Origin of the sequence: Streptomyces albireticuli (genome assembly GCF_021228125.1) — a bacterium.
GTDB lineage: Bacteria > Actinomycetota > Actinomycetes > Streptomycetales > Streptomycetaceae > Streptomyces > Streptomyces albireticuli.
In genome coordinates, this window is record NZ_JAJQQS010000007.1 from 39120 (window position 1) to 62251 (window position 23132).

The 23132-nt window shown below is 71.7% G+C and carries 20 protein-coding genes; 13 read left to right on the forward strand and 7 right to left on the reverse strand.

Translation table 11 applies throughout. The features are described from left to right. Positions 1 to 38 precede the first annotated feature (38 nt). The 4 genes from LUZ64_RS15140 to LUZ64_RS15155 all read left to right on the forward strand — a co-directional run bounded on the left by LUZ64_RS15140 (position 39) and on the right by LUZ64_RS15155 (position 6423). Positions 39 to 776, forward strand: coding sequence for a response regulator transcription factor (locus tag LUZ64_RS15140; RefSeq protein WP_095585186.1), 738 nt, complete (start codon positions 39 to 41; stop codon positions 774 to 776). Beyond that, positions 773 to 1960: a HAMP domain-containing sensor histidine kinase gene (locus LUZ64_RS15145; protein ID WP_232390601.1), complete on the forward strand. Its 1188-nt coding sequence runs from the start codon at positions 773 to 775 to the stop codon at positions 1958 to 1960. The genes LUZ64_RS15140 and LUZ64_RS15145 overlap by 4 nt, the downstream gene beginning before the upstream one ends. A 251-nt stretch (positions 1961 to 2211) precedes the next feature. Beyond that, a complete protein-coding gene (locus tag LUZ64_RS15150) occupies positions 2212 to 6024 on the forward strand; it encodes a multifunctional oxoglutarate decarboxylase/oxoglutarate dehydrogenase thiamine pyrophosphate-binding subunit/dihydrolipoyllysine-residue succinyltransferase subunit (protein WP_232390916.1) in 3813 nt (1270 codons plus the stop codon). Positions 6025 to 6237: 213 nt separating this feature from the next. After that, a complete protein-coding gene (locus tag LUZ64_RS15155; RefSeq protein WP_087926290.1) occupies positions 6238 to 6423 on the forward strand; it encodes a DUF6104 family protein in 186 nt (61 codons plus the stop codon). 115 nt (positions 6424 to 6538) lie between these two features. Here the strand turns inward: LUZ64_RS15155 and LUZ64_RS15160 are convergent, their stop codons facing one another. Then, the gene (locus tag LUZ64_RS15160) at positions 6539 to 7360 is read right to left on the reverse strand and encodes a hypothetical protein (protein WP_095583638.1); all 822 of its coding nucleotides are present in this window, start codon (positions 7358 to 7360) and stop codon (positions 6539 to 6541) included. Between the two features lie 168 nt (positions 7361 to 7528). Here LUZ64_RS15160 and LUZ64_RS15165 point away from each other — a divergent pair, with 168 nt between their 5' ends. Beyond that, complete coding sequence (locus LUZ64_RS15165) at positions 7529 to 8467, forward strand: DUF4097 family beta strand repeat-containing protein (RefSeq protein WP_095583639.1); 939 nt, start codon at positions 7529 to 7531, stop codon at positions 8465 to 8467. Continuing rightward, positions 8467 to 9489, forward strand: a complete 1023-nt coding sequence (locus LUZ64_RS15170) for a PadR family transcriptional regulator (RefSeq protein WP_095583640.1) — start codon at positions 8467 to 8469, stop codon at positions 9487 to 9489. Before LUZ64_RS15165 ends, LUZ64_RS15170 begins: the two co-directional genes overlap by 1 nt. A 487-nt stretch (positions 9490 to 9976) precedes the next feature. Here LUZ64_RS15170 and LUZ64_RS15175 read toward each other — a convergent pair whose 3' ends face one another. Both LUZ64_RS15175 and LUZ64_RS15180 read right to left on the reverse strand, forming a co-directional pair. Continuing rightward, positions 9977 to 11422 (reverse strand): cellulase family glycosylhydrolase, encoded by a 1446-nt coding sequence (locus LUZ64_RS15175; RefSeq protein ID WP_095583641.1) that lies wholly within the window; start codon positions 11420 to 11422, stop codon positions 9977 to 9979. 7 nt (positions 11423 to 11429) lie between these two features. Beyond that, entirely contained in the window at positions 11430 to 12392 is a 963-nt protein-coding gene (locus LUZ64_RS15180; RefSeq protein WP_095583642.1) for a zinc-binding dehydrogenase, read from the reverse strand. Positions 12393 to 12615: 223 nt separating this feature from the next. Between LUZ64_RS15180 and LUZ64_RS15185 the strand changes: the two genes are divergently transcribed. Beyond that, entirely contained in the window at positions 12616 to 13983 is a 1368-nt protein-coding gene (locus LUZ64_RS15185) for a TolB-like translocation protein (protein WP_232390237.1), read from the forward strand. A 275-nt stretch (positions 13984 to 14258) separates the two neighbouring features. Here LUZ64_RS15185 and LUZ64_RS15190 read toward each other — a convergent pair whose 3' ends face one another. After that, positions 14259 to 15470, reverse strand: a complete 1212-nt coding sequence (locus LUZ64_RS15190) for an NAD(P)-dependent malic enzyme (protein WP_095581430.1) — start codon at positions 15468 to 15470, stop codon at positions 14259 to 14261. Positions 15471 to 15953: 483 nt separating this feature from the next. Here LUZ64_RS15190 and LUZ64_RS15195 point away from each other — a divergent pair, with 483 nt between their 5' ends. Then, positions 15954 to 16925 (forward strand): ABC transporter substrate-binding protein, encoded by a 972-nt coding sequence (locus LUZ64_RS15195; protein WP_095581431.1) that lies wholly within the window; start codon positions 15954 to 15956, stop codon positions 16923 to 16925. 124 nt (positions 16926 to 17049) lie between these two features. Here LUZ64_RS15195 and LUZ64_RS15200 read toward each other — a convergent pair whose 3' ends face one another. Further along, positions 17050 to 18207, reverse strand: a complete 1158-nt coding sequence (locus LUZ64_RS15200; protein WP_095581432.1) for an RNA-guided endonuclease InsQ/TnpB family protein — start codon at positions 18205 to 18207, stop codon at positions 17050 to 17052. Between the two features lie 138 nt (positions 18208 to 18345). Here LUZ64_RS15200 and LUZ64_RS15205 point away from each other — a divergent pair, with 138 nt between their 5' ends. From LUZ64_RS15205 to LUZ64_RS15215, 3 genes are all read left to right on the forward strand, one after another. Then, entirely contained in the window at positions 18346 to 19296 is a 951-nt protein-coding gene (locus tag LUZ64_RS15205; RefSeq protein WP_095581433.1) for an amino acid ABC transporter permease, read from the forward strand. Beyond that, positions 19293 to 20054 carry an amino acid ABC transporter ATP-binding protein gene (locus tag LUZ64_RS15210; RefSeq protein WP_095581434.1) on the forward strand — a complete coding sequence of 254 codons (762 nt, stop codon included), beginning with the start codon at positions 19293 to 19295 and terminating at the stop codon, positions 20052 to 20054. Before LUZ64_RS15205 ends, LUZ64_RS15210 begins: the two co-directional genes overlap by 4 nt. Positions 20055 to 20357: 303 nt before the next feature. Continuing rightward, complete coding sequence (locus tag LUZ64_RS15215) at positions 20358 to 21002, forward strand: CGNR zinc finger domain-containing protein (protein WP_095583268.1); 645 nt, start codon at positions 20358 to 20360, stop codon at positions 21000 to 21002. On the opposite strand, the gene sodX is transcribed toward LUZ64_RS15215, so the two are convergent. Next, the gene (gene sodX / locus LUZ64_RS15220; protein WP_211305108.1) at positions 20891 to 21358 is read right to left on the reverse strand and encodes a nickel-type superoxide dismutase maturation protease; all 468 of its coding nucleotides are present in this window, start codon (positions 21356 to 21358) and stop codon (positions 20891 to 20893) included. The genes LUZ64_RS15215 and sodX overlap by 112 nt on opposite strands. Before the next feature lie 166 nt (positions 21359 to 21524). Here sodX and sodN point away from each other — a divergent pair, with 166 nt between their 5' ends. Continuing rightward, positions 21525 to 21920, forward strand: coding sequence for a superoxide dismutase, Ni (gene sodN / locus LUZ64_RS15225; protein ID WP_095583269.1), 396 nt, complete (start codon positions 21525 to 21527; stop codon positions 21918 to 21920). Positions 21921 to 22056: 136 nt separating this feature from the next. Further along, complete coding sequence (locus tag LUZ64_RS15230; RefSeq protein ID WP_170116857.1) at positions 22057 to 22206, forward strand: hypothetical protein; 150 nt, start codon at positions 22057 to 22059, stop codon at positions 22204 to 22206. Here the strand turns inward: LUZ64_RS15230 and LUZ64_RS15235 are convergent. Then, positions 22199 to 23080: a LysR family transcriptional regulator gene (locus tag LUZ64_RS15235; protein ID WP_211305109.1), complete on the reverse strand. Its 882-nt coding sequence runs from the start codon at positions 23078 to 23080 to the stop codon at positions 22199 to 22201. The two genes, LUZ64_RS15230 and LUZ64_RS15235, sit on opposite strands and share 8 nt — an antisense overlap. Positions 23081 to 23132: the final 52 nt, after the last annotated feature.

Consider the following 23132-nt stretch of genomic DNA (forward strand, 5'->3'; position numbering starts at 1 on the left):
CCGGGAAGCGACACGGGAAGACGCTAGGGGCGGGGCGCATGGAGCAGACACACATCAGCCCGAGCGGCGCCGCGGGCTCCGCGGGGGCCCAGCGCCGGGTCCTGGTCGTCGAGGACGACCGGACGATCGTCGACGCCATCGCGGCCCGGCTGCGGGCCGAGGGGTTCCAGGTGCGGACGGCCGGTGACGGGCCCGCGGCGGTGGACACCGCCGAGGCGTGGCAGCCGGACCTGCTGGTCCTGGACGTGATGCTGCCGGGCTTCGACGGCCTGGAGGTCTGCCGGCGCGTGCAGGCCAGGAGACCGGTGCCCGTGCTGATGCTCACGGCCCGCGACGACGAGACGGACATGCTCGTCGGGCTGGGCGTGGGCGCCGACGACTACATGACCAAGCCGTTCTCCATGCGGGAGCTGGCCGCGCGGGTGCATGTGCTGCTGCGGCGGGTGGAGCGGGCGGCGCTCGCCGCGCACACCCCGCGCAGCGGCATCCTGCGGCTGGGCGAGCTGGAGATCGACCACGCGCAGCGGCGGGTGCGGGTGCGCGGCGAGGACGTGCACCTGACGCCGACCGAGTTCGACCTGCTGGTCTGTCTGGCGAACACGCCGCGGGCCGTGCTCTCCCGCGAGCAGCTGCTCGCGGAGGTGTGGGACTGGGCGGACGCCTCCGGCACCCGCACCGTGGACAGCCACATCAAGGCGCTCCGGCGGAAGATCGGCGCGGAGCGGATCCGTACGGTCCACGGCGTCGGGTACGCGCTGGAGACCCCGGCGGCATGACCGGCTGCGGCGCCGAGCGCGGGGGCGACCGGCGGGGCGGGCAGGGTCCGTGCCCCGGCCGGGCCGGCGAGGGCCGGGCGCGGGCCGGTGAGCGGCCGGTGGCCCCGGCGGGGCTGGGCGGCCGGGTCTGGGAGGCGCTGCGGCCCCTGGATCCCTACCGGTCGGTGAAGGCGGCGCTGGGCGCGCTGGTCATCGGCTCGGTGGTGATAACGACGTTCCTGGTGTTCGTGGCGATCCACTCGGCCACCGAGCTCCGGGTGATCACGGTCTTCTCGATCATCGCCTCGCTGCTGATAACGCAGTTCGTGGCGCACGGGCTGACCGCGCCGCTGGACGAGATGACCGAGGTCACCCGGTCGATGGCGCAGGGTGACTACACCCGCCGGGTGGGGGCCGGACGGCGGGACGAGTTCGGCGACCTGGCCAACGCCTTCAACCGGATGGCGGCCGACCTGGAGGCCGTGGACACCCACCGCAAGGAACTCGTGGCCAATGTCTCGCACGAGCTGCGCACCCCGATCGCGGGGCTGCGGGCGGTGCTGGAGAACGTGGTGGACGGTGTGTCGGCGGCCGATCCGGAGACCATGCGCACGGCGCTGCGGCAGACCGAGCGGCTGGGGCGGCTGGTGGAGCAGCTCCTGGACCTGTCCCGGCTGGACAACGGGGTGGTGCCGCTGCACGCCCGGCGCTTCGAGGTGTGGCCGTACCTGGCCGGGGTGCTCAAGGAGACGAGCATGGCCAACGGCTCGGGCTCCTCCCCCAACGCGCGCAAGGACGTCCATCTGCACCTGGACGTGTCGCCGCCGGAGCTGACCGCGCACGCGGACGCGGAGCGGCTGCACCAGGTCGTGGCGAACCTCGTGGACAACGCCGTCAAGCACAGCCCTCCGCACGGGCGGGTGACGGTGCGGGCGCGCCGGGGCGAGGGGGCGCAGTCGCTGGCGCTGGAGGTGCTGGACGAGGGGCCGGGCATTCCGGAGGCGGAGCGGCACCGGGTCTTCGAGCGGTTCAACCGGGGCGGCTCGGGCCAGCAGGGGCCGGGCACGGACGGCGGTACGGGCCTGGGCCTGGCGATCGCCCGGTGGGCGGTGGATCTGCACGGCGGCAGCATCGGGGTGGCCGAATCCCCCCAGGGCTGTCGCATACAGGTCACTCTTCCGGGAAAGCCCCGTGATCAAAGTTGACGTAGGGTCGATGGCGGAAGCACACATTCGAGGGAGTGTGGGGCCCGCTCCGGCGAACCCTGATGTCCTCGGTCCCACCCCGGACCAAGCGGAACCCGGTGTGTTTCCCGCCAAGTCATGCCTCGAAACCCGTCGAGGAATGTGACTTGCGCGACTGCTGGCCCGGGTGGCCTGCATCAACCGGCCGGACAGGCGTAGCCTTTATTTCCGCTGTCCATCACCTTGTGAAGCGGAAGAGGGCGGTTGCCGCCGTGTCGCCACAGTCCCCCAACACCTCGAGCGTCTCGACCGGCCAGGACGGGCAGGGCAAGAGCCCTGCCGATGTCTTCGGCTCCAATGAGTGGCTCGTCGACGAGATCTACCAGCAGTACCTCCAGGACCCGAACTCGGTCGACCGAGCCTGGTGGGACTTCTTCGCCGACTACAAGCCCGGCCAGGCCGCGGCCGCGCCGCCGACGGCGCTGACGGGGGCCACGCCCCCGCAGCCCGCCCGGCCCGCCGCCGCGCCCGCCCCGGCACAGGCGGCTCCGGCCGCCGCCCCGGCCGCCCCCGCGCAGGCGGCTCCGGCCCAGGCCGCTCCGGCCGCCCAGGCCCCGGCCGCCCCGCGGCAGGCTCCCGCCAAGCCGGCCGCGGCCGCGCCGGCGAAGCCCGCCGCGAAGGCCCCGGAGAAGGCCGCCCCGGCCACCGAGGCGCCCGCCGGCCCCGAGTACGTGACGCTGCGCGGCCCCTCGGCCGCCGTCGCCAAGAACATGAACGCCTCCCTGGAGCTGCCGACGGCCACGTCCGTCCGCGCGGTCCCGGTGAAGCTGCTGTTCGACAACCGCATCGTCATCAACAACCACCTCAAGCGCGCGCGCGGTGGCAAGGTCTCCTTCACGCACCTCATCGGCTTCGCCATGGTGCAGGCGCTGAAGCTGATGCCGTCGATGAACCACTCCTTCACGGAGAAGGACGGCAAGCCGACGCTCGTCAAGCCCGAGCACGTCAACCTCGGCCTGGCGATCGACCTCGTCAAGCCGAACGGTGACCGCCAGCTCGTGGTCGCGGCCATCAAGAAGGCCGAGACCATGAACTTCTTCGAGTTCTGGCAGGCCTACGAGGACATCGTCCGCCGCGCCCGCGTCGGCAAGCTGACGATGGACGACTTCACCGGGGTCACCGCCTCGCTGACGAACCCCGGCGGCATCGGCACCGTGCACTCCGTGCCGCGCCTGATGCCCGGCCAGGGCCTCATCGTCGGCGTCGGCGCCATGGACTACCCCGCCGAGTTCCAGGGCACCTCGCAGGACGCCCTGAACAAGCTGGGCATCTCCAAGGTCATGACCCTGACCTCGACGTACGACCACCGCGTGATCCAGGGCGCCGCCTCCGGCGAGTTCCTGCGGGTCATGAACCAGCTGCTGCTGGGCGAGAACGGCTTCTACGACGAGATCTTCAAGGCCCTGCGGATCCCGTACGAGCCGATCCGCTGGCTGCGCGACATCGACGTCTCCCACGACGACGACGTCACCAAGGCCGCCCGGGTCTTCGAGCTGATCCACTCCTACCGGGTCCGCGGCCACGTCATGGCCGACACCGACCCGCTGGAGTACCGCCAGCGCAAGCACCCCGACCTGGACATCACCGAGCACGGCCTCACCCTGTGGGACCTGGAGCGCGAGTTCGCGGTCGGCGGCTTCGCCGGCAAGGCGATGATGAAGCTGCGCGACATCCTGGGCGTGCTGCGCGACTCGTACTGCCGCACCACCGGCATCGAGTTCATGCACATCCAGGACCCGAAGCAGCGCAAGTGGATCCAGGACCGGGTCGAGCGCGGCCACTCCAAGCCGGAGCGCGAGGAGCAGCTGCGCATCCTGCGCCGGCTGAACGCCGCCGAGGCCTTCGAGACCTTCCTGCAGACGAAGTACGTCGGCCAGAAGCGCTTCTCGCTGGAGGGCGGCGAGTCCGTCATCCCGCTGCTCGACGCGGTGCTGGACGCGGCCGCCGAGTCGCGCCTGGACGAGGTCGTCATCGGCATGGCCCACCGTGGCCGCCTCAACGTCCTCGCCAACATCGTCGGCAAGTCCTACGCGCAGATCTTCCGCGAGTTCGAGGGCAACCTCGACCCGAAGTCGATGCACGGCTCCGGCGACGTGAAGTACCACCTGGGCGCCGAGGGCACCTTCACGGGCCTGGACGGCGAGCAGATCAAGGTCTCGCTGGCCGCCAACCCCTCGCACCTGGAGACCGTCGACCCGGTCGTCGAGGGCATCGCCCGCGCCAAGCAGGACATCATCGGCAAGGCCGGCACGGACTTCACGGTCCTCCCCGTCCAGCTGCACGGCGACGCGGCCTTCGCGGGCCAGGGCGTGGTCGCGGAGACGCTGAACATGTCGCAGCTGCGCGGCTACCGCACCGGCGGCACCGTGCACATCGTCATCAACAACCAGGTCGGCTTCACCGCGCCGCCGGAGTCCTCGCGCTCGTCGATGTACTGCACCGACGTCGCCCGGATGATCGAGGCGCCGATCTTCCATGTGAACGGTGACGACCCGGAGGCCGTGGTCCGCGTCGCGCGGCTCGCCTTCGAGTTCCGCCAGGCGTTCAACAAGGACGTCGTCATCGACCTGATCTGCTACCGCCGCCGCGGCCACAACGAGTCCGACAACCCGGGCTTCACCCAGCCGCTGATGTACGACCTGATCGACAAGAAGCGCTCGGTGCGCAAGCTGTACACCGAGTCCCTCATCGGTCGTGGCGACATCACGCTGGAAGAGGCCGAGCAGGCGCTGCAGGACTACCAGGGCCAGCTGGAGAAGGTCTTCATCGAGGTCCGGCAGGCCGACACGGCCCCGGCCCCGCTGGAGGTCCCGGCCCCGCAGACCGGCTTCCCGGTCCACGTGGACACCGCGATCTCCCAGGAGGTCGTCAAGCGGATCGCCGAGTCCCAGGTCACCCTGCCCGAGGGCGTCACGGTGCACCCGCGCCTGCTGCCGCAGCTCCAGCGCCGCGCCGCCAGCGTCGAGGACGGCACGATCGACTGGGGCATGGGCGAGACCCTGGCCTTCGGTTCGCTGCTGATGGAGGGCACCCCGGTCCGGCTCGCCGGCCAGGACTCCCGCCGCGGCACCTTCGGCCAGCGGCACGCGGTGCTCGTCGACCGGGAGACCGGCGACGACTACACCCCGCTGCTGTACCTGTCCGAGGACCAGGCGCGCTACAACGTCTACGACTCGCTCCTCAGCGAGTACGCGGCGATGGGCTTCGAGTACGGCTACTCCCTGGCCCGCCCGGACGCGCTGGTGCTGTGGGAGGCCCAGTTCGGTGACTTCGTCAACGGCGCCCAGTCGATCATCGACGAGTTCATCTCCTCCTCCGAGCAGAAGTGGAACCAGACCTCTGGTGTCACCCTGCTGCTGCCGCACGGCTACGAGGGCCAGGGCCCGGACCACTCCTCGGCCCGTGTCGAGCGCTTCCTCCAGCTCTGCGCGCAGGACAACATGACGGTCGCCATGCCGACGTCGCCGTCGAACTACTTCCACCTGCTGCGCTGGCAGGTCCACAACCCGCACCACAAGCCGCTGATCGTCTTCACCCCGAAGTCGATGCTGCGTCTGAAGGCCGCGGCGTCGAAGGCGGAGGAGTTCACCACCGGCGCGTTCCGTCCGGTGATCGGTGACGACACCGTCGCCACGGCGGACGTCCGCAAGGTCGTCTTCTGCTCCGGCAAGGTCTACTACGACCTGATCGCCGAGCGGGAGAAGCGCGGCGCGAACGACACGGCCATCGTCCGCATCGAGCGTCTGTACCCGCTGCCGGGTGCCGAGCTCCAGGCGGAGATCGCCAAGTACTCCGGCGCCGAGAAGTACATCTGGGCGCAGGAGGAGCCGGCGAACCAGGGTGCCTGGCCGTTCATCGCGCTCAACCTGATCGACCACCTGGACCTGGCCGTCGGTGCCGACATCCCGGCCCGGGAGCGACTGCGCCGGATCTCCCGGCCGCACTCCTCCTCCCCGGCGGTCGGCTCGGCCAAGCGCCACCAGGTGGAGCAGCAGGCACTGGTCGCCGAGGTCTTCGACGCCTGATCTCGTACGAGGTGACCAAGGGGTCGGCCCCCGTCGCGGAAGCGACGGGGGCCGACCCCTTTTCCCACCGTTCCCCACCACGTGGGCGCGGGACGGCCCCGGGCCGCACGGCCGCGAGAGGCCGTGGCCGAGGCCCGCCTATCCTGGGCGGGTATGTCCCGCGCCCTGCGAAACTGTCCCCGCACACCCTGACTACCCCTGACGGAGAGCACGTTGTACTTCACCGACCGCGGCATCGAGGAGCTGGAGAACCGGCGAGGCGAGGAGGAGGTCACGCTGGGCTGGGTGGCCGAGCAGCTGCGCACCTTCGTCGACCTGAACCCGGACTTCGAGGTGCCGGTGGAGCGGCTGGCGACGTGGCTGGCACGGCTGGACGACGAGGACGACGACGACCTCTGAGACGCCGGGGGGCGGCCGGGCCCTGCGGACGGCCTTTCCCCGGCCCCGCCCCTTCCCGTAACCGGGGACAAGCCCCCGGACCCCCTTCCGCGCTCCGCGCGGTGGCCTCGGACTCTCAGGTGCGCTCGCGCCACCAGTCGTAGGCCAGGGTCAGCGCGCCGTCCGCGGCGAGCACGGCGCCGACGGCCGCCCAGCCCCGGCGCCCGGCTCGGCGGGCGCCGAAGGCCAGGGCGAGACCGCCCGCGAGCTCGGCGGCGCCCAGGGCGCGGGCCCGGGGGCCTCGGGTCCACGCGCCGAGCGTGCCGCGTTCGGCGGCGTCGAGCCCGGCCCGTACGGCCTGGCGCCAGCCCGGCCAGTCGACGGCCTCGGCGGCGGGGAGCACCCCGGCGGCGGCCCGGAGCCGGGCGGCGCTCGCGCCGGGCGCGAGGCCCGGCGGCAGCGTCAGGCCCGTGCGGGAGAGGACGGCGATCAGGCCGAGCACCCGGGCGGCGGCCCCGGCGTCGGAGTCCGGGCGGGTCAGCCCGTCGAGGGCGGCGCCGTCGAGCACCGGGTCGAGGCCGAGCCGCGAGCGCAGGGCGCCCATGACGGACTCCTCGCCGGCCGGGGTGCCGTCGGTGAGCCAGTGGTAGCCGACCGTACGGCGGAACCCCGCCGCCACCACGAACCCGGCGCCGTTCGCGTCCCACCACAGCCCGACGACGGGCCAGGACTCGGCCACGGCCAGGGCGTGCGCCCAGCCCGCGGTCGCCTCGGCCAGGGAGGTGCCCTCGGAGCGCCAGGAGTCCTCGCCGGGGATCAGCGCGCTCCATCCTTCACCGGCCGGTACCAGAAGCAGGGGTTCGTTCAGGAGCTGCGCGGAGGGGCGTACGCGGTCGGGCTCGGCCCGGCAGAGCAGCAGGACCCCGGCCGCTCGGCTGTGGTCATTAGCGGAGGACATGCGTCCACGCTATGCCAAACGGGCGGCCCTTGACTTCACCCATCCGCGATATATCGTGTTTTCCGTAAGACGCGATAGGTTGCGTCGGGGGCGGACGCCTGACGCGGGCGCCCCCGGGGCGTCCCCCGGACGCTTCCGGTCACGTCCCGACGAGCAAGGAGGCCCGGCATGCAGGTCCGGTCGGAGTGGTCACTGTCCGCACCGCAGCAGCTCACCTTCGAGGAGCCGGTCACGGCCCTCGCCGTGCGGATCCTCGGTGGCACGGTCAACGTCGTGGGCACGGACTCCGGCCCCGCGGCCCTCCGGCTCTCCGAGCTCGACGGCCCGCCGCTCTCCGTCGAGCTGCGGGACGGCACCCTCACCGTCGGCTACGAGGACCTGTCCTGGAAGAACCTCCTGGACCGGGACCCGGGCAGGCTCGCGAGGAAGCGCACGGCCACCGTGACGCTCACCGTCCCGGCCGCCACCCGCGTCGAGGTCGGCACCGTCACCGCGGAGGCCGTCGTCTCCGGCATCGCGGGCCGCACGGAGATCCGGAGCGCCACCGGTGACGCCACGCTCGTCGGGCTGACCGGCGAGGTGCGCGCCGAGACCGTGGCCGGGCGGCTGGAGGCCCAGGGCCTCCGCGGCGACCTGCGCCTCGACTCCGTCTCCGGGGACATCACGCTGGTCGAGAGCGCGAGCGGCACCGTCAAGGCCGACACGGTCACCGGCGCCGTCGTCGTCGACCACTCCCCCGCGGCCGCCGCGGAGCGGCTGGACGTCGCCCTGGGCAGCGTCGCCGGCGAGGTCGCCGTCCGGCTGCCGGCCGGCGCCGGCGTGGAGGTACGGGCGAGCACCATGGGCGGCGCGGTCTCCTGCGCCTTCGACGAGCTGGCCGTCGGCGGCCGGTTCGGCGCGCGGAAGGTCACCGGCACGCTCGGCTCCGGTAGTGGGAAGCTCAGGGTCGCCACCGTCACGGGCGCGATCGCGCTGCTCCGCCGCCCGGACACCGCGGACGGGCCGTACGACGGCCCGGCCGGCGCCCCGGCCGGTGCGCCCACCGGCTGCCCCGCCGACGCCCCCACCGGCTCCGCCGACGTCCCCGCCCAGGGAAAGGTCCTCTGATGCCCCCCGTCTTCGCCCACGGCCGGCTGCGGCTGTACCTGCTCAAGCTCCTCGACGAGGCCCCGCGCCACGGCTACGAGATCATCAGGCTGCTGGAGGAGCGCTTCCAGGGGCTCTACGCCCCGTCGGCCGGGACGGTCTACCCGCGGCTGGCCAAGCTGGAGGCCGAGGGCCTCGTCACGCACGCCACCGAGGGCGGCCGCAAGGTCTACTCCGTCACCGACGCCGGCCGGGCCGAACTCGCCGACCGGCAGGGCGAGCTGGCCGAGCTCGAACTGGACATCCGCGAGTCCGTCTCCGCGCTCGCCTCCGACATCCGCGAGGACGTCCGGGGAGCCGCGGACGGCCTCCGCCGCGACATGCGCGAGGACGCCCGGCGGGCGCGCGCCGAGCCGCCGGGGGGCGACCCCTTCCAGGGCGCGAAGGAGGAGTTCAGACGCGCCAAGGAGCAGTGGAAGGAGCAGGCCCGGCGGGCGAAGGAGGAGAGCCGCCGCGCCCGCCAGGACGCCCAGCAGGCCCGCCGCCAGGCCAAGCAGGCGCACGAGGAGGCCTACGAGGAGGTCCTGCGGATCGCCGAGCGCGTCCAGCGGGAGGTCGGCGAGCACGTCCGCCAGGAGGGCTGGCCGTCCGGCATCGCGGAGGGCTTCGGCGTCCTGACCCGGGAGCTGGGCGACCTCGGCAGCCGTCTCGCGGAGGGCAAGGACGCCCCGGGCCACGGGACGCGCGAGCCGCGCGGCAAGAACGGGGAGCACGGGGAGAACAACGGGGAGAGCGGGGAGAACACGGCCGGCGCCGGGCGCCCGCGTCCGGGCGGGCACGCCCCGGACTGGGCCACGGCCCCGGCCGCCCCCTCCGAGGACCCGGCCCGCGACCTGGACCGCCTGCTGGACCGCTTCCGCGACGGCATCCGCGACACGGCCCGCGACCATGGAGTGACCCCGGCCCAGCTCGCCGAGTCCCGCCGCCACCTGGCGGAGGCGGCGGCCCGCATCGACGCGGCACTGCGCGCCCCGCGCGACTGACGCCGGGGCGTACGGGCGGTGCGGACCTCGGCCGGGGGCCGCACCGTCCGACGCCGGGCCCGGGAGGGCTCCCGGGCGGGGCACCGGCGACGCGCCGCACCCGCCCGGGTCACCGAGGCCCGTCCGGCCGCCGGGGCGTCAGCTCCACCGGCACAGGCGGCCGACTTCCACCACGGCATGCGGGCGAGGGCCGTGGTGGCCACGGGCGGACCCGGCGACGCGCCGCACCCGCCCAGGTCACCAAGGCCCGTCCGCCTCCCCGCACCCCACTGACAGCTCCGCCGGCGCGGGCGGCCGCCTTCCACTGCGGCGTGCTGGCGAGGACGCGGTGACCACGAGACGAGCCGGGGGGAGCCCCACCCGGCCGGCGCCCGCGACGCCGCGCCCGCCGGACCCCGACCGCTCGGTCCCTGGCCCGTGAAGGCCTCGGGCAGGTGCCGGGGCGGCCCCGGCACCCGCACCACCCTCACACCGGGGACCCGGCCGCTCAGCCCCGCCCCGGCACCGCCGTCACCCTGACCTCGCCACGCCCCGGCACCGCCGTCACCCGTACCGCACCGCGCTCCCCCGGTCGTACCGCCGTCGTGTCGGCGCGGGCCGGGCCCTCGGTCGTCAGGCGCCAGCCGCGGGGGGCCGGGGGCAGGGTCAGTTCCGTCGGGCCGCGCCGTGCCGGGGTGTACCTCAGGCGGTAGACGCCCGTCCGCGCGTCGTACGAGGCGTCCCGTACCGCGCCCGCCACGGCGGGGGCGTACGGCTCCGCCGTGCGGGCCTTGTTGGGCTGGTAGCGGCCCCGCGCGTCGAGGGCGCAGTAGCCGCCGCCGTAGCACCACTGCCAGCTCGCCCAGCCGCTCGCGTAGCGGGACATGGAGGTGAGGGCGTCCTCGTAGAAGCGGCCCATGTTCGGCAGGGAGCTGTTCATCGGCCCCCACTCCCCGACGACGAGGGGGATCCGCATCGCGCGCGGGTAGTGGACGACGGCCGCCTCGTAGGCGCGCAGCCAGCCCGCCGCCGGGTCGTAGTCGCGCCCGGCCTCCATGGCCGCGTTGTAGAAGTGCGGGGCGTAGACGACCTTGGGGTCGTGGATACGGCCGAGGCCGGTGGGGACGCCCTCGCCGGCGGCCGGGGTGGGTTCGACGAACAGCCGGTGGCGGCGGTCGACGCGGCGGATCGCGTCGGCGAGGCGGTTGTACATCGGGGTGATCCGCGTGGACTCGATGCGGCGGGCGGCGTCCGGGATGCTCTCGCCCTCCCGCATCCGCCCCATCGGCTCGTTGATCAGGTCGTAGCCGAACACGGCGGGATGGTCCGCGAACCGCCCCGCGAGGACCTGCCACATCCGGGCCTGGGCGCGCCGCAGGTCCTCGTCCTGGTAGAGGTGTTCGAACGCGGCCTGGACGGCGGGCTCGAAGTACTCGGCGAACCAGTCGTCGGGGTGCGGCCGGTAGGGCAGGCCGTCGGTGCGGGTGGCCCAGGCGGGGATGCCGCGGTGGGTGCCGAACGCGGGCCCGTAGACGTCCTGGTGGGCGTCGATCACGACGCGCACGCGGTACTCGTGCGCCCAGTCCAGCACGCGTTCGATCTTGCGGAGGTAGCGCTCGCTGTACTGTCCCGGCCGCGGTTCCAGGTCGTCCCAGAAGACCGCGAGCCGGGCGAGGTCGAAGCCCCGCCCGGCCATGTCGCGCAGCGAGCGCTCGGTGATGTCCGCGAGGGCGTCGGCGCCGCGGTGCTCCTTGTCCGCGAGGTTCCAGCCGCGGACGGTGAGGACGCGGCCCCGGTCGTCGGTGAGGGGCGGGATGCCCGGGTCCGTACGGGCCGTGTGATCAGCACGAGCCGTGTGGTCCGTACGGGCCGCCGCCGGTACCCCCGGTGCCAGGAGTGCCAGGACCGCGGCTACGGCGAGCAGCGCCGCCTTGCGCAAGCGTCTTGGAGGCATCCGCCGTTCATACCGTCAGCACGACCTTGCCGAACAGGTCGCCACCGGCCATCTTCTCAAGGCCCTCGCGCGCCCGGTCGAGCGGCAGGACGGAGTCGATCACGGGTCGTACGCCGGTGGCGGCGCAGAAGGAGAGCAGGTCCGCGAGCTCGTCCTTGGTGCCCATGGTCGAGCCGACGACCTTCAGCTCCAGGAAGAAGATGCGGTTGAGCTCCGCGGCGGGCGGGTTGGAGCCGCTGGTGGCCCCGGAGATCACCAGGGTGCCGCCGGGCTTGAGGGACTTGACCGAGTGCGACCAGGTGGCGGCGCCCACGGTCTCGATCACGGCGTCGACGCGGTGCGGCAGCCGCGCCCCCGGCTCGTAGGCCCCCTCGGCGCCGAGTTCGACCGCGCGCCGGCGCTTGACCTCGTCCCGGCTGGTGGCGAAGACCCGCAGCCCGGCCGCGGCGCCCAGGGCGATCGCTGCGGTGGCGACCCCGCCGCCGGCGCCCTGGACGAGGACGCTCCGCCCGGGGCGGACGCCCGCGTTGGTGAACAGCATCCGGTACGCCGTCAGCCAGGCGGTCGGCAGACAGGCCGCCTCCTCGAAGGACAGCTCCTTCGGCTTGGGCAGCACGTTCCACGCGGGGACGGCGACGCGCTCGGCGAAGGTGCCCTGATAGCGCTCGGTGAGGATGGAGCGCTGCTCGCGCGGGCCCACGCCGTGGCCGCTCTGGCCGATGACGGAGTGGACGACGACCTCGTTGCCGTCCTCGTCGAGGCCCGCCGCGTCACAGCCGAGGATCATCGGGAGCGCCTCGTCGGAGAGGCCGACGCCGCGCAGCGACCACAGGTCGTGGTGGTTGAGGGACGCCGCCTTGACGTTGACGACCGTCCACCCGGGCGGCGCCTCGGGCTCGGGGCGCTGGCCCAACTCGAGTCCTTCGAGCGGCTGGTCACGGTCGGTGCGTACGGCATAGGCGGCGAACATGATCCGAACCTAGACCCGGGACGCGCGGGGCGGAACCAGGCACCGGTGTGACACGCGCCGCGTCGGTCACCGGGGTGTCCACGGGCCCCTCCGGCAACGGCCGTATCCGCGGCGGAGAGTGCGCTTCCGCGTTGACCGGGCGCCCGGTGGGCGGGTTGGCTTTCCGGGCCCGCACACGTGTCGCACCGGTGTCGTACGGGCTCGTTCCCGAGGGGGGAGATCCATGCGTCGCTCCGGACGCGTCACCGCCGTGGTGGCGATCTTAGGAAGCTGTGTCGCGGCGGCCTTGCCCGCTACGGCGGCCGCGGCCGCCGGTACGTCCGCCGGTACGTCCGCCGCCGGTACGGCGCGCCCGGGGCGTACGAGCGTGGTGAGCGCGGCCACCGACGGGACGTGGGCGGACGGCGAGTCGCTCGTCGGGAGCGTCAGCGCCGACGGCCGGTTCGCCGTGTTCGAGTCCCGGGCCACCAATCTGGTGCCCGGGAAGCCCGACCTCCGCAACGTCTACGTGAAGGACCTGCGTTCGGGCGCGCTGGAGCAGGTGAGCGTCGCCACCGACGGGACCCGGGCCGACGGGCCCTCGTACAACGCCTCGATCAGCGGGGACGGCCGGTATGTCGTCTTCACCTCGGAGGCCGGGAACCTCGCGCCGGGCCAGAACCCGGCGGGCGGTCTCGACGTCTTCGTCCGCGACCGCCGGACCGGCCGGACGGATGCCCTGCTCACCAACGCGGCGGGGACGCGGGCCGGCAACCGCGACCCGTCCATCAGCGCCGACGGGCGGTTCGTCGCCTTCGCGTCGACGCGGAGCGACCTGGTGCCGGGCGACACCAACGAGGTGGCGGACGTCTTCGTCCAGGACCGGGTACGGGGCACCGTCCGGCGGGTGAGCGTCGCCGCCGACGGCTCCCAGGCGGACGGCTTCTCCGCCTCCCCGGTGATCAGCGCGGACGGCGGCACGGTCGGCTTCAAGAGCGCGGCCCGGCTGGTCCCCGAGCCGGACGAGGGGGGCCGGCTCCTGGCGCCGCATCCGAGAGCCCGCGCGTTCTACGTCCACGAGCTGCGCACCGGCCGCACCCAGCGGGGCGCCCAGGCCCTCGACGGCGGGGCCGTGGCGGCCACGGGGAGCATCGCGCTCAGCCCCGACGGGCGGTACGCGCTCTACTCCTCGGTCTCGGCCTCGATCGTGCCGGGCGACACCAACGGGAAGACGGACGTCTTCGCTAAGGACCTGCGCACCGGCCGCACCCTCCGCCTCAGCGTCGCCCCCGACGGCTCCCAGGCGGACGAGGGCTCCTACGACGGCGCGGTCATGAGCGCCGACGGCCGGACGGCGTACTTCACGTCCACGGCGACGAACCTGGTCCCGGGCGACACCAACGGCCACCAGGACCTCTTCGCACGCGACCTGCGCACGGGGGCCGTGGAGCGGCTGAACCTGGCTCCGGACGGGGCGCAGGACGACGGGGATGCGAGTGGGGGGTCGGTGGATCTGGCGGGGCGGGTGGTGGTGTTCGGGAGCTCCGGGGGCAATTTGGTGCCGGGGGATGTGAACGGGGTGCATGACGTGTTCTGGCGGCGGGTGGGGTAGGGGCCGCTGCGCGGGGCTTTTTCCCCTACCCGCCCCTTCCCGAGTGTCCTCAAGCGCCGGACGGGCTGGAAAATCCAGCCCGTCCGGCGCTTGAGGACCGGGGTCCGGGGCGGAGCCCCGGTTTCGGGAAGGGGCGGGGCTGGGGAAAGGCCTCACGCAGCGGCACCCCACCCCCACCCGCACCCGCACCCGCACCCGCACCCAAGAACGGCGCGGGGCCCGCCAGGACGGCAACCGCCCCGGCGGACCCCACGGATCCGCACGCCGCTACAGACCTAGCGCCGCGCGACCCCCTCCGCCCGAGCCGCCGCCGCCACAGCCGCCGTCACCGCCGGAGCGACCCGCTCGTCGAACGGCGACGGAATCACGCACTCCGCGCTCAGCTCGTCCGCGACGACCGCCGCCAGCGCCTCCGCCGCGGCGAGCTTCATGCCCTCGGTGATCCGCGACGCCCGCACCTGGAGGGCGCCCGCGAAGATGCCCGGGAAGGCGAGGACGTTGTTGATCTGGTTCGGGAAGTCGCTGCGGCCCGTGGCGACGACGGCCGCGTACTTGTGGGCGACGTCCGGGTGGATCTCCGGCGTCGGGTTGGCCATCGCGAAGATCAGCGCGTCCTTCGCCATGGTGGCCACGGCCTCCTCCGGGACGGTGCCGCCGGAGACGCCGATGAACACGTCCGCGCCGTCGAGCGCCTTCTCCAACGGGCCGCTGAGTCCGGCCTTGTTGGTGAAGCCGGCGAGCTCGCGCTTGACCGGGTTGAGGTCCTCGCGGCCCTCGGACACGATGCCCTTGCGGTCGCAGACCGCCACGTCGCCGATGCCGGCCTCCACCAGGATCTTGGCGATGGCCACACCGGCCGCGCCCGCGCCGGAGATCACGGCGCGCAGCCGGCCCAGCGAGCGGCCGGTGAGCTTCGCGGCGTTGCGAAGCGCGGCCAGGGTGACCACGGCCGTGCCGTGCTGGTCGTCGTGGAAGACCGGGATGTCCAGCCGCTCCTGGAGCCGGCGCTCGACCTCGAAGCAGCGCGGCGCGGAGATGTCCTCCAGGTTGACGCCGCCGAAGGACGGCGCGAGGCGGGCGACGGTGTCGACGATGTCGTCGACCTCCCGGCAGTCGAGCGCGATCGGCACCGCGTCCACGCCGCCGAACTGCTTGAAGAGGATGGCCTTGCCCTCCATCACGGGCAGGGACGCCTCGGGACCGATGTCCCCGAGGCCGAGCACCGCGCTGCCGTCCGTCACGACCGCCACGACCTGGGACTTCCAGGTGTAGTCGTGCACCAGATCCGGCTGCTCCGCGATGGCGCTGCACACCTTCGCGACACCTGGCGTGTAGGCGAGGGACAGGTCGTCCCGGTCGCGCACGGGCACCGTCGCCTCGATCGCCATCTTGCCGCCACGGTGCAACGCGAAGGCCGGATCGAAGAGCTCGTCCTGAGCTTCGTCCGCACCACGTTCGCCGCGAGGATTCACAATCTCCGCTGCCACTTCATTGACCCCTTTGTCGATTTCCGTCGAGGGTAGCCGCCCGAGGTAGCGGGCCGCCGGGCACAAGCGCACAAGTGCCCTGATCCCCGGGTGCGGGGTGTGACTGGTCTTTCTACCGGATGAGCGCTACGGCCGACGAGTGAGTTACGCCGCCGCGGGTCACGGCACCCACACATGCACGTCAAAAGCGTGTCAACTGGTGCCGGAAGTCCATGGAGTGAGACAAGAGGTGCGTGACTTGCGTCTCGTACCGGAGAGGCGCGCCGAAGTCCGGTAGTACGAAGCGGGCCGGTACGGCACGGGGATCACCCGTTATCCGATTTTGACATAGACAGCCCCCCGAACGGTGCAGTCCAGATGGCAAGATGCCCCAATCACACGAGGTCGCGGCGCCCGCCGATGTGTGCTCGTGACCTCGTGTGACCTGTGTGAATTGCAGTCCGATCCCGTCGGCCACCCCCTCGATCGCAGGAGGAACCAGCAATGACCGCAAGCACCACCCGTCGCACGGCTGCCGCCAGGAGTCGTTTGGCCGCCGCCGGCGCGATCGCGGTCGCCGGCGCCCTGCTGCTGTCCGGCTGTGGCGATATGCGCGACAAGCCCGGCACCGGTGACGAGTCCGCCGGCGCCCCGCAGGGCGCCAACGCCCCGCTCTTCGACAAGCTCCCCAAGCGGATCCAGGCCTCGAAGGTCATCAAGGTCGGGTCCGACATCGCGTACCCGCCCATCGAATTCAAGAAGAACGGCAAGAACGTCGGCGTCGATCTCGACCTGGGTGCCGCGCTCAGCAAGGAACTCGGCGTGAAGCTGGAGTTCAACAACAGCGTCTTCGACGCCCTGCTGACCGGAATGCGATCGAAGCGTTACGACATCGCGATGTCCGCGATGACGGACACCAAGGAGCGGCAGGAGGGCATCGACCCGAAGACGGGCAAGAAGGCGAGCGAGGGCGTCGATTTCATCGACTACTTCTCGGCCGGCGCGTCGCTCTACACCAAGAAGGGCGACACCAAGGGGATCAAGGGCTGGGAAGACCTCTGCGGGAAGAAGATCGGCGTCCAGCGCGGCACCGTCTCGGACAACTTCGCCAAGGGCGAGAGCAAGAAGTGCGAGGAGTCCGACAAGGACCCGATCTCCATCGAGGCCTACGACAACGACCTGGAGGCCCAGACCCGGCTGAAGGCCGGTGGTGTGGACGCCGTCTCCAGCGACTTCCCGTCCGCGGTCTACGCGGCCGCCACCTCCGGCGGCGGCAAGGACTTCGAGATCATCGGTGACCAGGTGGCGGCGAATCCCTACGGCATCGCCGTAAGCAAGGACGACACCCAGCTGAGGGACGCCCTCAAGGCCGCCCTTGAGGCGATCATCAAGAACGGTGCGTACGAAAAGGTCCTCAAGACCTGGGGCGTCGAGGCCGGCGCCGTCAAGGAAGTCAAGATCAACGGCGGTCAGTGATCCCGCCTCCGGCTCACTACTCCCTTTCCTCGTAGGCAACGGTCAACTTGGCCCGGCTTGAAGGACCGGGCTTGGAGGTAGTGCCCAACTGGCTGCTGGGTGGAACCCCTCCGTCCAGGCACCCCTACGGGGTGGCAGGGACGCGTGACTCACGCCCCGCGATCCACGCAACCTCACCCTTGCGGCCGATGTTGTGGGACGCATTATCGTCCGCGTGCATGAGGGCCCCGCAAGCCCGGCAGGCGAACGTTGCTTGATCGACGCGGTTCTTCCGGTCGATGTGACCGCACTCGGAGCATTGCCGACTGGTGTACGCGGGATCGACGTACACCAGCGGCACCCCGGCCCGCTTCGCCTTGTACTCGGTGAAGGCGGCGAGCTGGTGGAAGCTCCACGAGTGCAGCTTGGTCCGCTGGTCCTTCCGGAGCCGTACCCGGTCACGAATCCCACTCAAGTCTTCGAGTGCGATACCGCGACCGGTGCGTTCAGCGGTGGTAACGATCTTCTTGGAGATGATGTGGTTCTGGTTCGCGGCGTGGCGCCGCTCCCGCCGGTTGCGCCGCTTGAGCAAGCGTCTGGCGGACTTGGTGCCCTTGGCCTGGAGCTTACGGCGCAGTTCGAGCTGCCGCTTGCGGTAACGGTTCAGACCGCGCCCGGCGGCCCGGTACCCGGTGGACGTGGTGGCAATGTTGGTGATACCGAGATCCACGCCAACGAAACCGTCCGGCTCGTACGGGGCGACCTCGGGAACATCGCACACCGCAACCAGGTAGAACACACCGTCGCGCTCGATCAGGTCGGACTCGCCTTGCCGGCACTCCCGCAGCATCTTGAGCGCGTCGGCAGAGCACGCGAAGCGGACATTCTTCATGCGCCCGGCGGTCGTCCAGATGGACACCGTCTGCGCGTCGTACTGCCACGACAAACACCGGTCGTCATAGGGGTGAGCAGCATTCGGCCGGAAGGTGACCGGCTTGGACTCCGCTTTGATCCGGCGCTTGGAACCCCTCTTGCCAAGGTTCCCCGCCCTGGTGTCGGCCTTCAAGGTGGTGTAGGCGTCGCGGACCTTCTTGATGGTGTGCTGGGCTGCCTGCGCTCCCAGCCCCCGCACCTTCAATTCCGCGTAAGTGTGCTCGCGCAACTCGTACTCACGTGGCACACCGTGCTCATACGCCACGGCGGATACCCAATTCGCCGCCTCGTTGACCGCATGCAGGGTCGCCCCAAGTGCGGTTGCCTGTACGGCATCCGGCATCAGTTTGACCTGCACAACGAGCTTCATACCAGCAAGCTAACAGGAGGTACTGACAACAGGGTCAGATCCATGCTTCTCTGCACGTCAGAGCAATCCGGAGAAGCGACTCCTCCCAGGCGCAAACGCCCAAGGCTCCTCGCTAGATCGCGCTGAAAGGCACTACCCGTGACTGCTTCACTCAAAAAGTCGGGGCCCGCCGACACCCCTCCGCCCGGCCCCGAGCCGGAGGCGATCAAGGCTATCCCCGTCCGGCACTACGGCCGCTGGGTCGCCGCCGTCGTCGTGCTCGCCCTGCTGGGACTGCTGGTCAACGCGTTCGCCACCGCGAAGATCAATTACCACGCCATCCCGGACTTCATGTTCGACTCCAACGTCCTCACCGGCCTCGGCAAGACCGTGCTGATCTCGGTGCTCGCGATGGCGCTCGGCCTGGTGCTCGGCGTGGTCCTGGCCGTGATGCGGCTGTCGAAGAACCCCGTGACCTCCGCGGTCTCCTGGGTCTACATCTGGTTCTTCCGCGGCACCCCGGTCTACGTCCAGCTGCTGCTCTGGTTCAACCTCGCGCTGATCTTCCCGTACATCAACCTCGGCCCGATCTACCGGGACGAGATGAGCGACTTCATGACGCCGTTCATGGCGGCGCTGCTGGGCCTCGGGCTCAACGAGGCGGCGTACATGTCGGAGATCGTCCGCTCGGGCATCCAGTCCGTCGACGAGGGCCAGACCGAGGCCGCGCACGCGCTGGGCATGAGCCAGGGCCGGACGCTGCGGCGAATCGTTCTGCCGCAGGCGATGCGGGTGATCGTGCCGCCCACCGGCAACGAGTTCATCAACATGCTGAAGACCTCGTCGCTGGCGGCCGCCGCCTGTCAGTACCTGGAGCTGCTGCGCTCCACCTCGGACATCGGTCAGTCCACCGGTGCCACGGTCGAGATGCTCTTCCTCGCCGCCACCTGGTACCTGATCCTCACCAGCATCTTCAGCATCGGTCAGTTCTACCTGGAGCGGCACTACGCCCGTGGCTCGCTGCGCTCCCTGCCGCTCACCCCGTGGCAGAAGATCAAGGCGAACCTGACCTCCTTCAGCAACCGCCAGTCCGGAGGTGTCCGCGCATGAACGCGATGGTGAAGGCCGAGGGCGTCCACAAGTCCTACGGCGCCGTCCAGGTCCTCAAGGGCATCGACCTGGAGGTCGCCCCGCGCGAGGTGTTCTGTCTCATCGGCCCCTCCGGGTCCGGTAAGTCCACCTTCCTGCGGTGCATCAACCACCTGGAGAAGGTCAACGCCGGCCGGCTGTACGTCGACGGCGAGCTGGTCGGCTACCGCCAGAAGGGCGACCGGCTGTACGAGCTCAAGGACAGCGAAGTGGCCCGGAACCGCCGGGACATCGGCATGGTGTTCCAGCGCTTCAACCTCTTCCCGCACATGACGGCGCTGGCCAACGTCATGGAGGCGCCGATCCAGGTCAAGGGCGAGACCAAGGCTGTCGCCCGGGAGCGGGCCATGAAGCTGCTGGACCGGGTGGGCCTCGCCGACAAGGCGGGCAACTACCCCTCCCAGCTCTCCGGCGGCCAGCAGCAGCGCGTCGCGATCGCCCGCGCGCTCGCCATGGAGCCGAAGCTGATGCTCTTCGACGAGCCGACGTCGGCGCTCGACCCCGAGCTGGTGGGCGATGTCCTCGACGTCATGCGGGGCCTGGCCGAGGACGGTATGACGATGATCGTCGTCACCCATGAGATGGGCTTCGCGCGGGAGGTCGGCGACTCCGTGGTCTTCATGGACCAGGGCGTCGTGGTCGAGTCCGGGAACCCGCGCGACGTGCTGACCAACCCGCAGCACGACCGGACGAAGGCGTTCCTGTCGAAGGTGCTGTAGGGGGCGGGGATTGGACGACACGGCGGGGCGGCGGTACGGGTGGGTCCGTACCGCCGCCCCGCCGCGCGCCCTCCGCCGCGCGCGAACGCGAGCGCGATACGTACGGGCGCGATACGTACGGGCGCGATACGCGAAGGTTCGATGCACGAAGGCCCGGTACGCAAAGGCCCGGCACACGCAGGCCCGGTACGCAAAGGTCCGGCACACAAAGGCACGATATGTAATACCCTCGATGCCTCATCGGCCATTACCCTGGCCGTCACGGCACGCCACCCGCCCCTGACCGCTGCGTAAGGATCCCAAGTGGAACTGGCCTACTACTCGGACTTCGCCGTGCGCCTGGTCAACAGCGAGGAGCCGCTGCGCGGCGCCGACACGCTCACGTCCGTGGAGGCCGTCCGCGAGCTCTTCGGCGCGGGGGCGCAGGCCGCCCGGCGCGCCGCGGACGCGGACGTCACCCGTCTGCGGTCCGTACGGGCCCGGCTGCGCGGGGTGTTCGAGGCGGCGGCGGAGCAGGACGAGGTCCGCGCGGTGGACCTGCTGAACGCGCTGCTGATGGAGTTCCCCGTCAGCCCGCAGATCTCCGGGCACGAGTTCCGCGACGACGACGGCCGCCCCAAGTGGCACATGCACATCGCCGACCACGCCGCGAGCGCCAGCGCCTCGTACACCGCGACGGCGTGCATGGGTCTGGCCGTCCACCTGACGGAGTACGGCGTCGACCGCCTGGGCATCTGCCAGGCCGCCCCCTGTCGCAACGCCTATCTGGACACCTCGACCAACCGCTCCCGCCGCTACTGCTCCGACCGCTGCGCCACCCGGGCGAACGTGGCCGCCTACCGCGCCCGCAAGCGCCTGGAGAACCGGGCCGCCGAGGCGGCCGGCACGACCCGCACCGGCCTGAGCGCCGAGCCCAGCCAGGACAGCAGCGCGCCCGCCGAGCGCTGACCCGCGCCGGGCGGCCGGCGCACCCGCAGCCAGGCGCGGGCCACCACCAGCTCGTCGGGCACCGTGCCGAACTCCCGGCTGTCGTTCTCCACCAGGGGGTTGTCCCCCATCACCCACCAGCCCCCCTCACGCCGCTCGACGGCCCGCTTGACGATGAGCAGGTCCTGCCGGAACGGGTGGCGCACCACCACGACGTCACCCGGACGGACCACGGCCCCGTACTGGACGACCAGTTGGTCGCCGGGGTCGAGCGTCGGCACCATCGACGGGTTGTGGACTTCGGCGAGCCCGATCCGCAGCAGTCCGCGACGCTCGCGGTCCAGCTCCTGCCCGCGCTCGTCCACTTGCTCCTGCACCACGGCACCTCCCGGTCCGTCTTCCTCCGCCTGTCCCCACCGATGCCGGAACGGCACCGGACCCGTACCGGACTTTTGCCCCGGGCCCCTTCCCGCACCCGGGAAAAGCCTTCCCACACCGAGTAATCTCGCACCTGAGAAGACGATCACGAGGAAGGACAGCTCTATGCTTTCCCGCCTGTTCGCCGCCAAAGTCCAGGTCAGCGCCCACTGCGACCTGCCCTGCGGTGTATACGACCCGGCCCAGGCCCGTATCGAGGCCGAGTCGGTCAAGGCAGTCCAGGAGAAGTACCAGGCCAACCAGGACCCGGACTTCCGCACCCGCGCCCTTGTCATCAAGGAACAGCGGGCGGAGCTGGCCAAGCATCATGTCTCGGTGCTGTGGAGCGATTACTTCAAGCCCCCGCACTTCGAGAAGTACCCCGAACTGCACCAGCTGGTCAACGACACGCTCAAGGCCCTGAGTACGGCCAAGGCGTCGACCGACCCGAAGACGGGAGAGAAGGCGCTGGAGCTCATCGCCCAGATCGACAAGATCTTCTGGGAGACCAAGAAGGCCTGACACGCACGGCGAAGTCGCCGAAGAGGCCCGGCCGGTTCTCCGGCCGGGCCTCTTTGCGACATCCGTTCGGGTCAAAGTCTCCCTCGGAGGGCTCAATTCGAAGATTCGTTCAAAAGGGGCGGGCGGCTCCGCGACGGTGATCGAGGGGGACTCCGTCGTCGTCCGCTACCCGGCGGGGCGTCCGGAGCGGGCCACCGCGCTGCCGCCGGGGGACGTCCGGACGCGGGTGGGCATGACCCTGCTGCTGCCGGACCGGGCACGGCGGCCATGGCGACCGGTCATGTGACGGTCGCGGCCACGACCCGGGCGAAGGCCCGTACCCGCTCCGTCCCGCCGTCCCGGAGCCGGATCAGGCCGAGGGCGGACTCGGGCAGCCCCGTGACGGGGACGAAGGTGATGTCACGGCGGCCGTGGTACTCGGCGGTCGGGCCGCAGAGCAGCATCCCGGCGCGGTTGGCCGCGGTCAGGGTGAGGCCCTCCTGGAGGGTGGTCACGGCAGGGCCGGGCGGGACCGGCAGGCCGCCCGGCGTGACCGTCGGCGCCTGCGCCGCACGCCAGTAGGCGGGCGCGGGGCCGGCCGGGGTGACGAGCGGGCAGCCGGCGAGGTCCTCCGCGGAGAGCTCGGCCCGGGCGGCCAGGGGGTGGCGCACGGAGAGGGCGAGCGCCTGCCGCTGCCGGGAGAAGACCGGTCCCACGGCCAGCGCGGGCTCGGCCACCGGCAGCAGGACGACGGCCGTGTCGACCTCACCGCGGCGCACGGCGCCGAACGGGTCCGAGAACGGGATCTCCACGAGCTCCACCGCACAGGCCGGGTAGCGGTCCTGGAAGGCGGCGACGGCCTCCATGACCCCGCCGTCCGCCATGCCCTGGAACCCCACCCGGAGGACCCCTTCGACGCCCCGGGCGGCGGCGCGGGCGTCATCGACCGTGGCGCGGAGCCCGTCGTAGGCCGGACGCAGGGCGGCCCGGAGGCTCTCGCCCAGCGGAGTGAGGGCGACCCGGCGGCTGGTGCGTTCGACGAGGCGGGCCCCGATGCGTCCCTCCAGGGAGCGCAGCAGCTGGCTGACGCGGCTCTGCGACACGTACAGCCGCTCGCCCGCGCGGCCGAAGTGCAGCTCCTCGGCGAGGACGAGGAAGCATTCCAGCTCCCGTAGGTCCATGCCGCTCAAGGGCACCCCTCCCCCTGTCCGTTCCCGGTGGTCGTTCCCGATC

What these genes read in the sequence shown, in the direction of transcription:
- LUZ64_RS15140 (WP_095585186.1), top strand. Translation starts at nt 39, where the DNA reads ATGGAGCAGACACACATCAGCCCGAGCGGCGCCGCGGGCTCCGCGGGG.
- LUZ64_RS15145 (WP_232390601.1), top strand. Translation starts at nt 773, where the DNA reads ATGACCGGCTGCGGCGCCGAGCGCGGGGGCGACCGGCGGGGCGGGCAG.
- LUZ64_RS15160 (WP_095583638.1), bottom strand. Translation starts at nt 7,360, where the DNA reads ATGTCCTCCGCTAATGACCACAGCCGAGCGGCCGGGGTCCTGCTGCTC.
- LUZ64_RS15165 (WP_095583639.1), top strand. Translation starts at nt 7,529, where the DNA reads ATGCAGGTCCGGTCGGAGTGGTCACTGTCCGCACCGCAGCAGCTCACC.
- LUZ64_RS15170 (WP_095583640.1), top strand. Translation starts at nt 8,467, where the DNA reads ATGCCCCCCGTCTTCGCCCACGGCCGGCTGCGGCTGTACCTGCTCAAG.
- LUZ64_RS15175 (WP_095583641.1), bottom strand. Translation starts at nt 11,422, where the DNA reads ATGCCTCCAAGACGCTTGCGCAAGGCGGCGCTGCTCGCCGTAGCCGCG.
- LUZ64_RS15180 (WP_095583642.1), bottom strand. Translation starts at nt 12,392, where the DNA reads ATGTTCGCCGCCTATGCCGTACGCACCGACCGTGACCAGCCGCTCGAA.
- LUZ64_RS15185 (WP_232390237.1), top strand. Translation starts at nt 12,616, where the DNA reads ATGCGTCGCTCCGGACGCGTCACCGCCGTGGTGGCGATCTTAGGAAGC.
- LUZ64_RS15195 (WP_095581431.1), top strand. Translation starts at nt 15,954, where the DNA reads ATGACCGCAAGCACCACCCGTCGCACGGCTGCCGCCAGGAGTCGTTTG.
- LUZ64_RS15200 (WP_095581432.1), bottom strand. Translation starts at nt 18,207, where the DNA reads ATGAAGCTCGTTGTGCAGGTCAAACTGATGCCGGATGCCGTACAGGCA.
- LUZ64_RS15210 (WP_095581434.1), top strand. Translation starts at nt 19,293, where the DNA reads ATGAACGCGATGGTGAAGGCCGAGGGCGTCCACAAGTCCTACGGCGCC.
- sodN (WP_095583269.1), top strand. Translation starts at nt 21,525, where the DNA reads ATGCTTTCCCGCCTGTTCGCCGCCAAAGTCCAGGTCAGCGCCCACTGC.
- LUZ64_RS15235 (WP_211305109.1), bottom strand. Translation starts at nt 23,080, where the DNA reads ATGGACCTACGGGAGCTGGAATGCTTCCTCGTCCTCGCCGAGGAGCTG.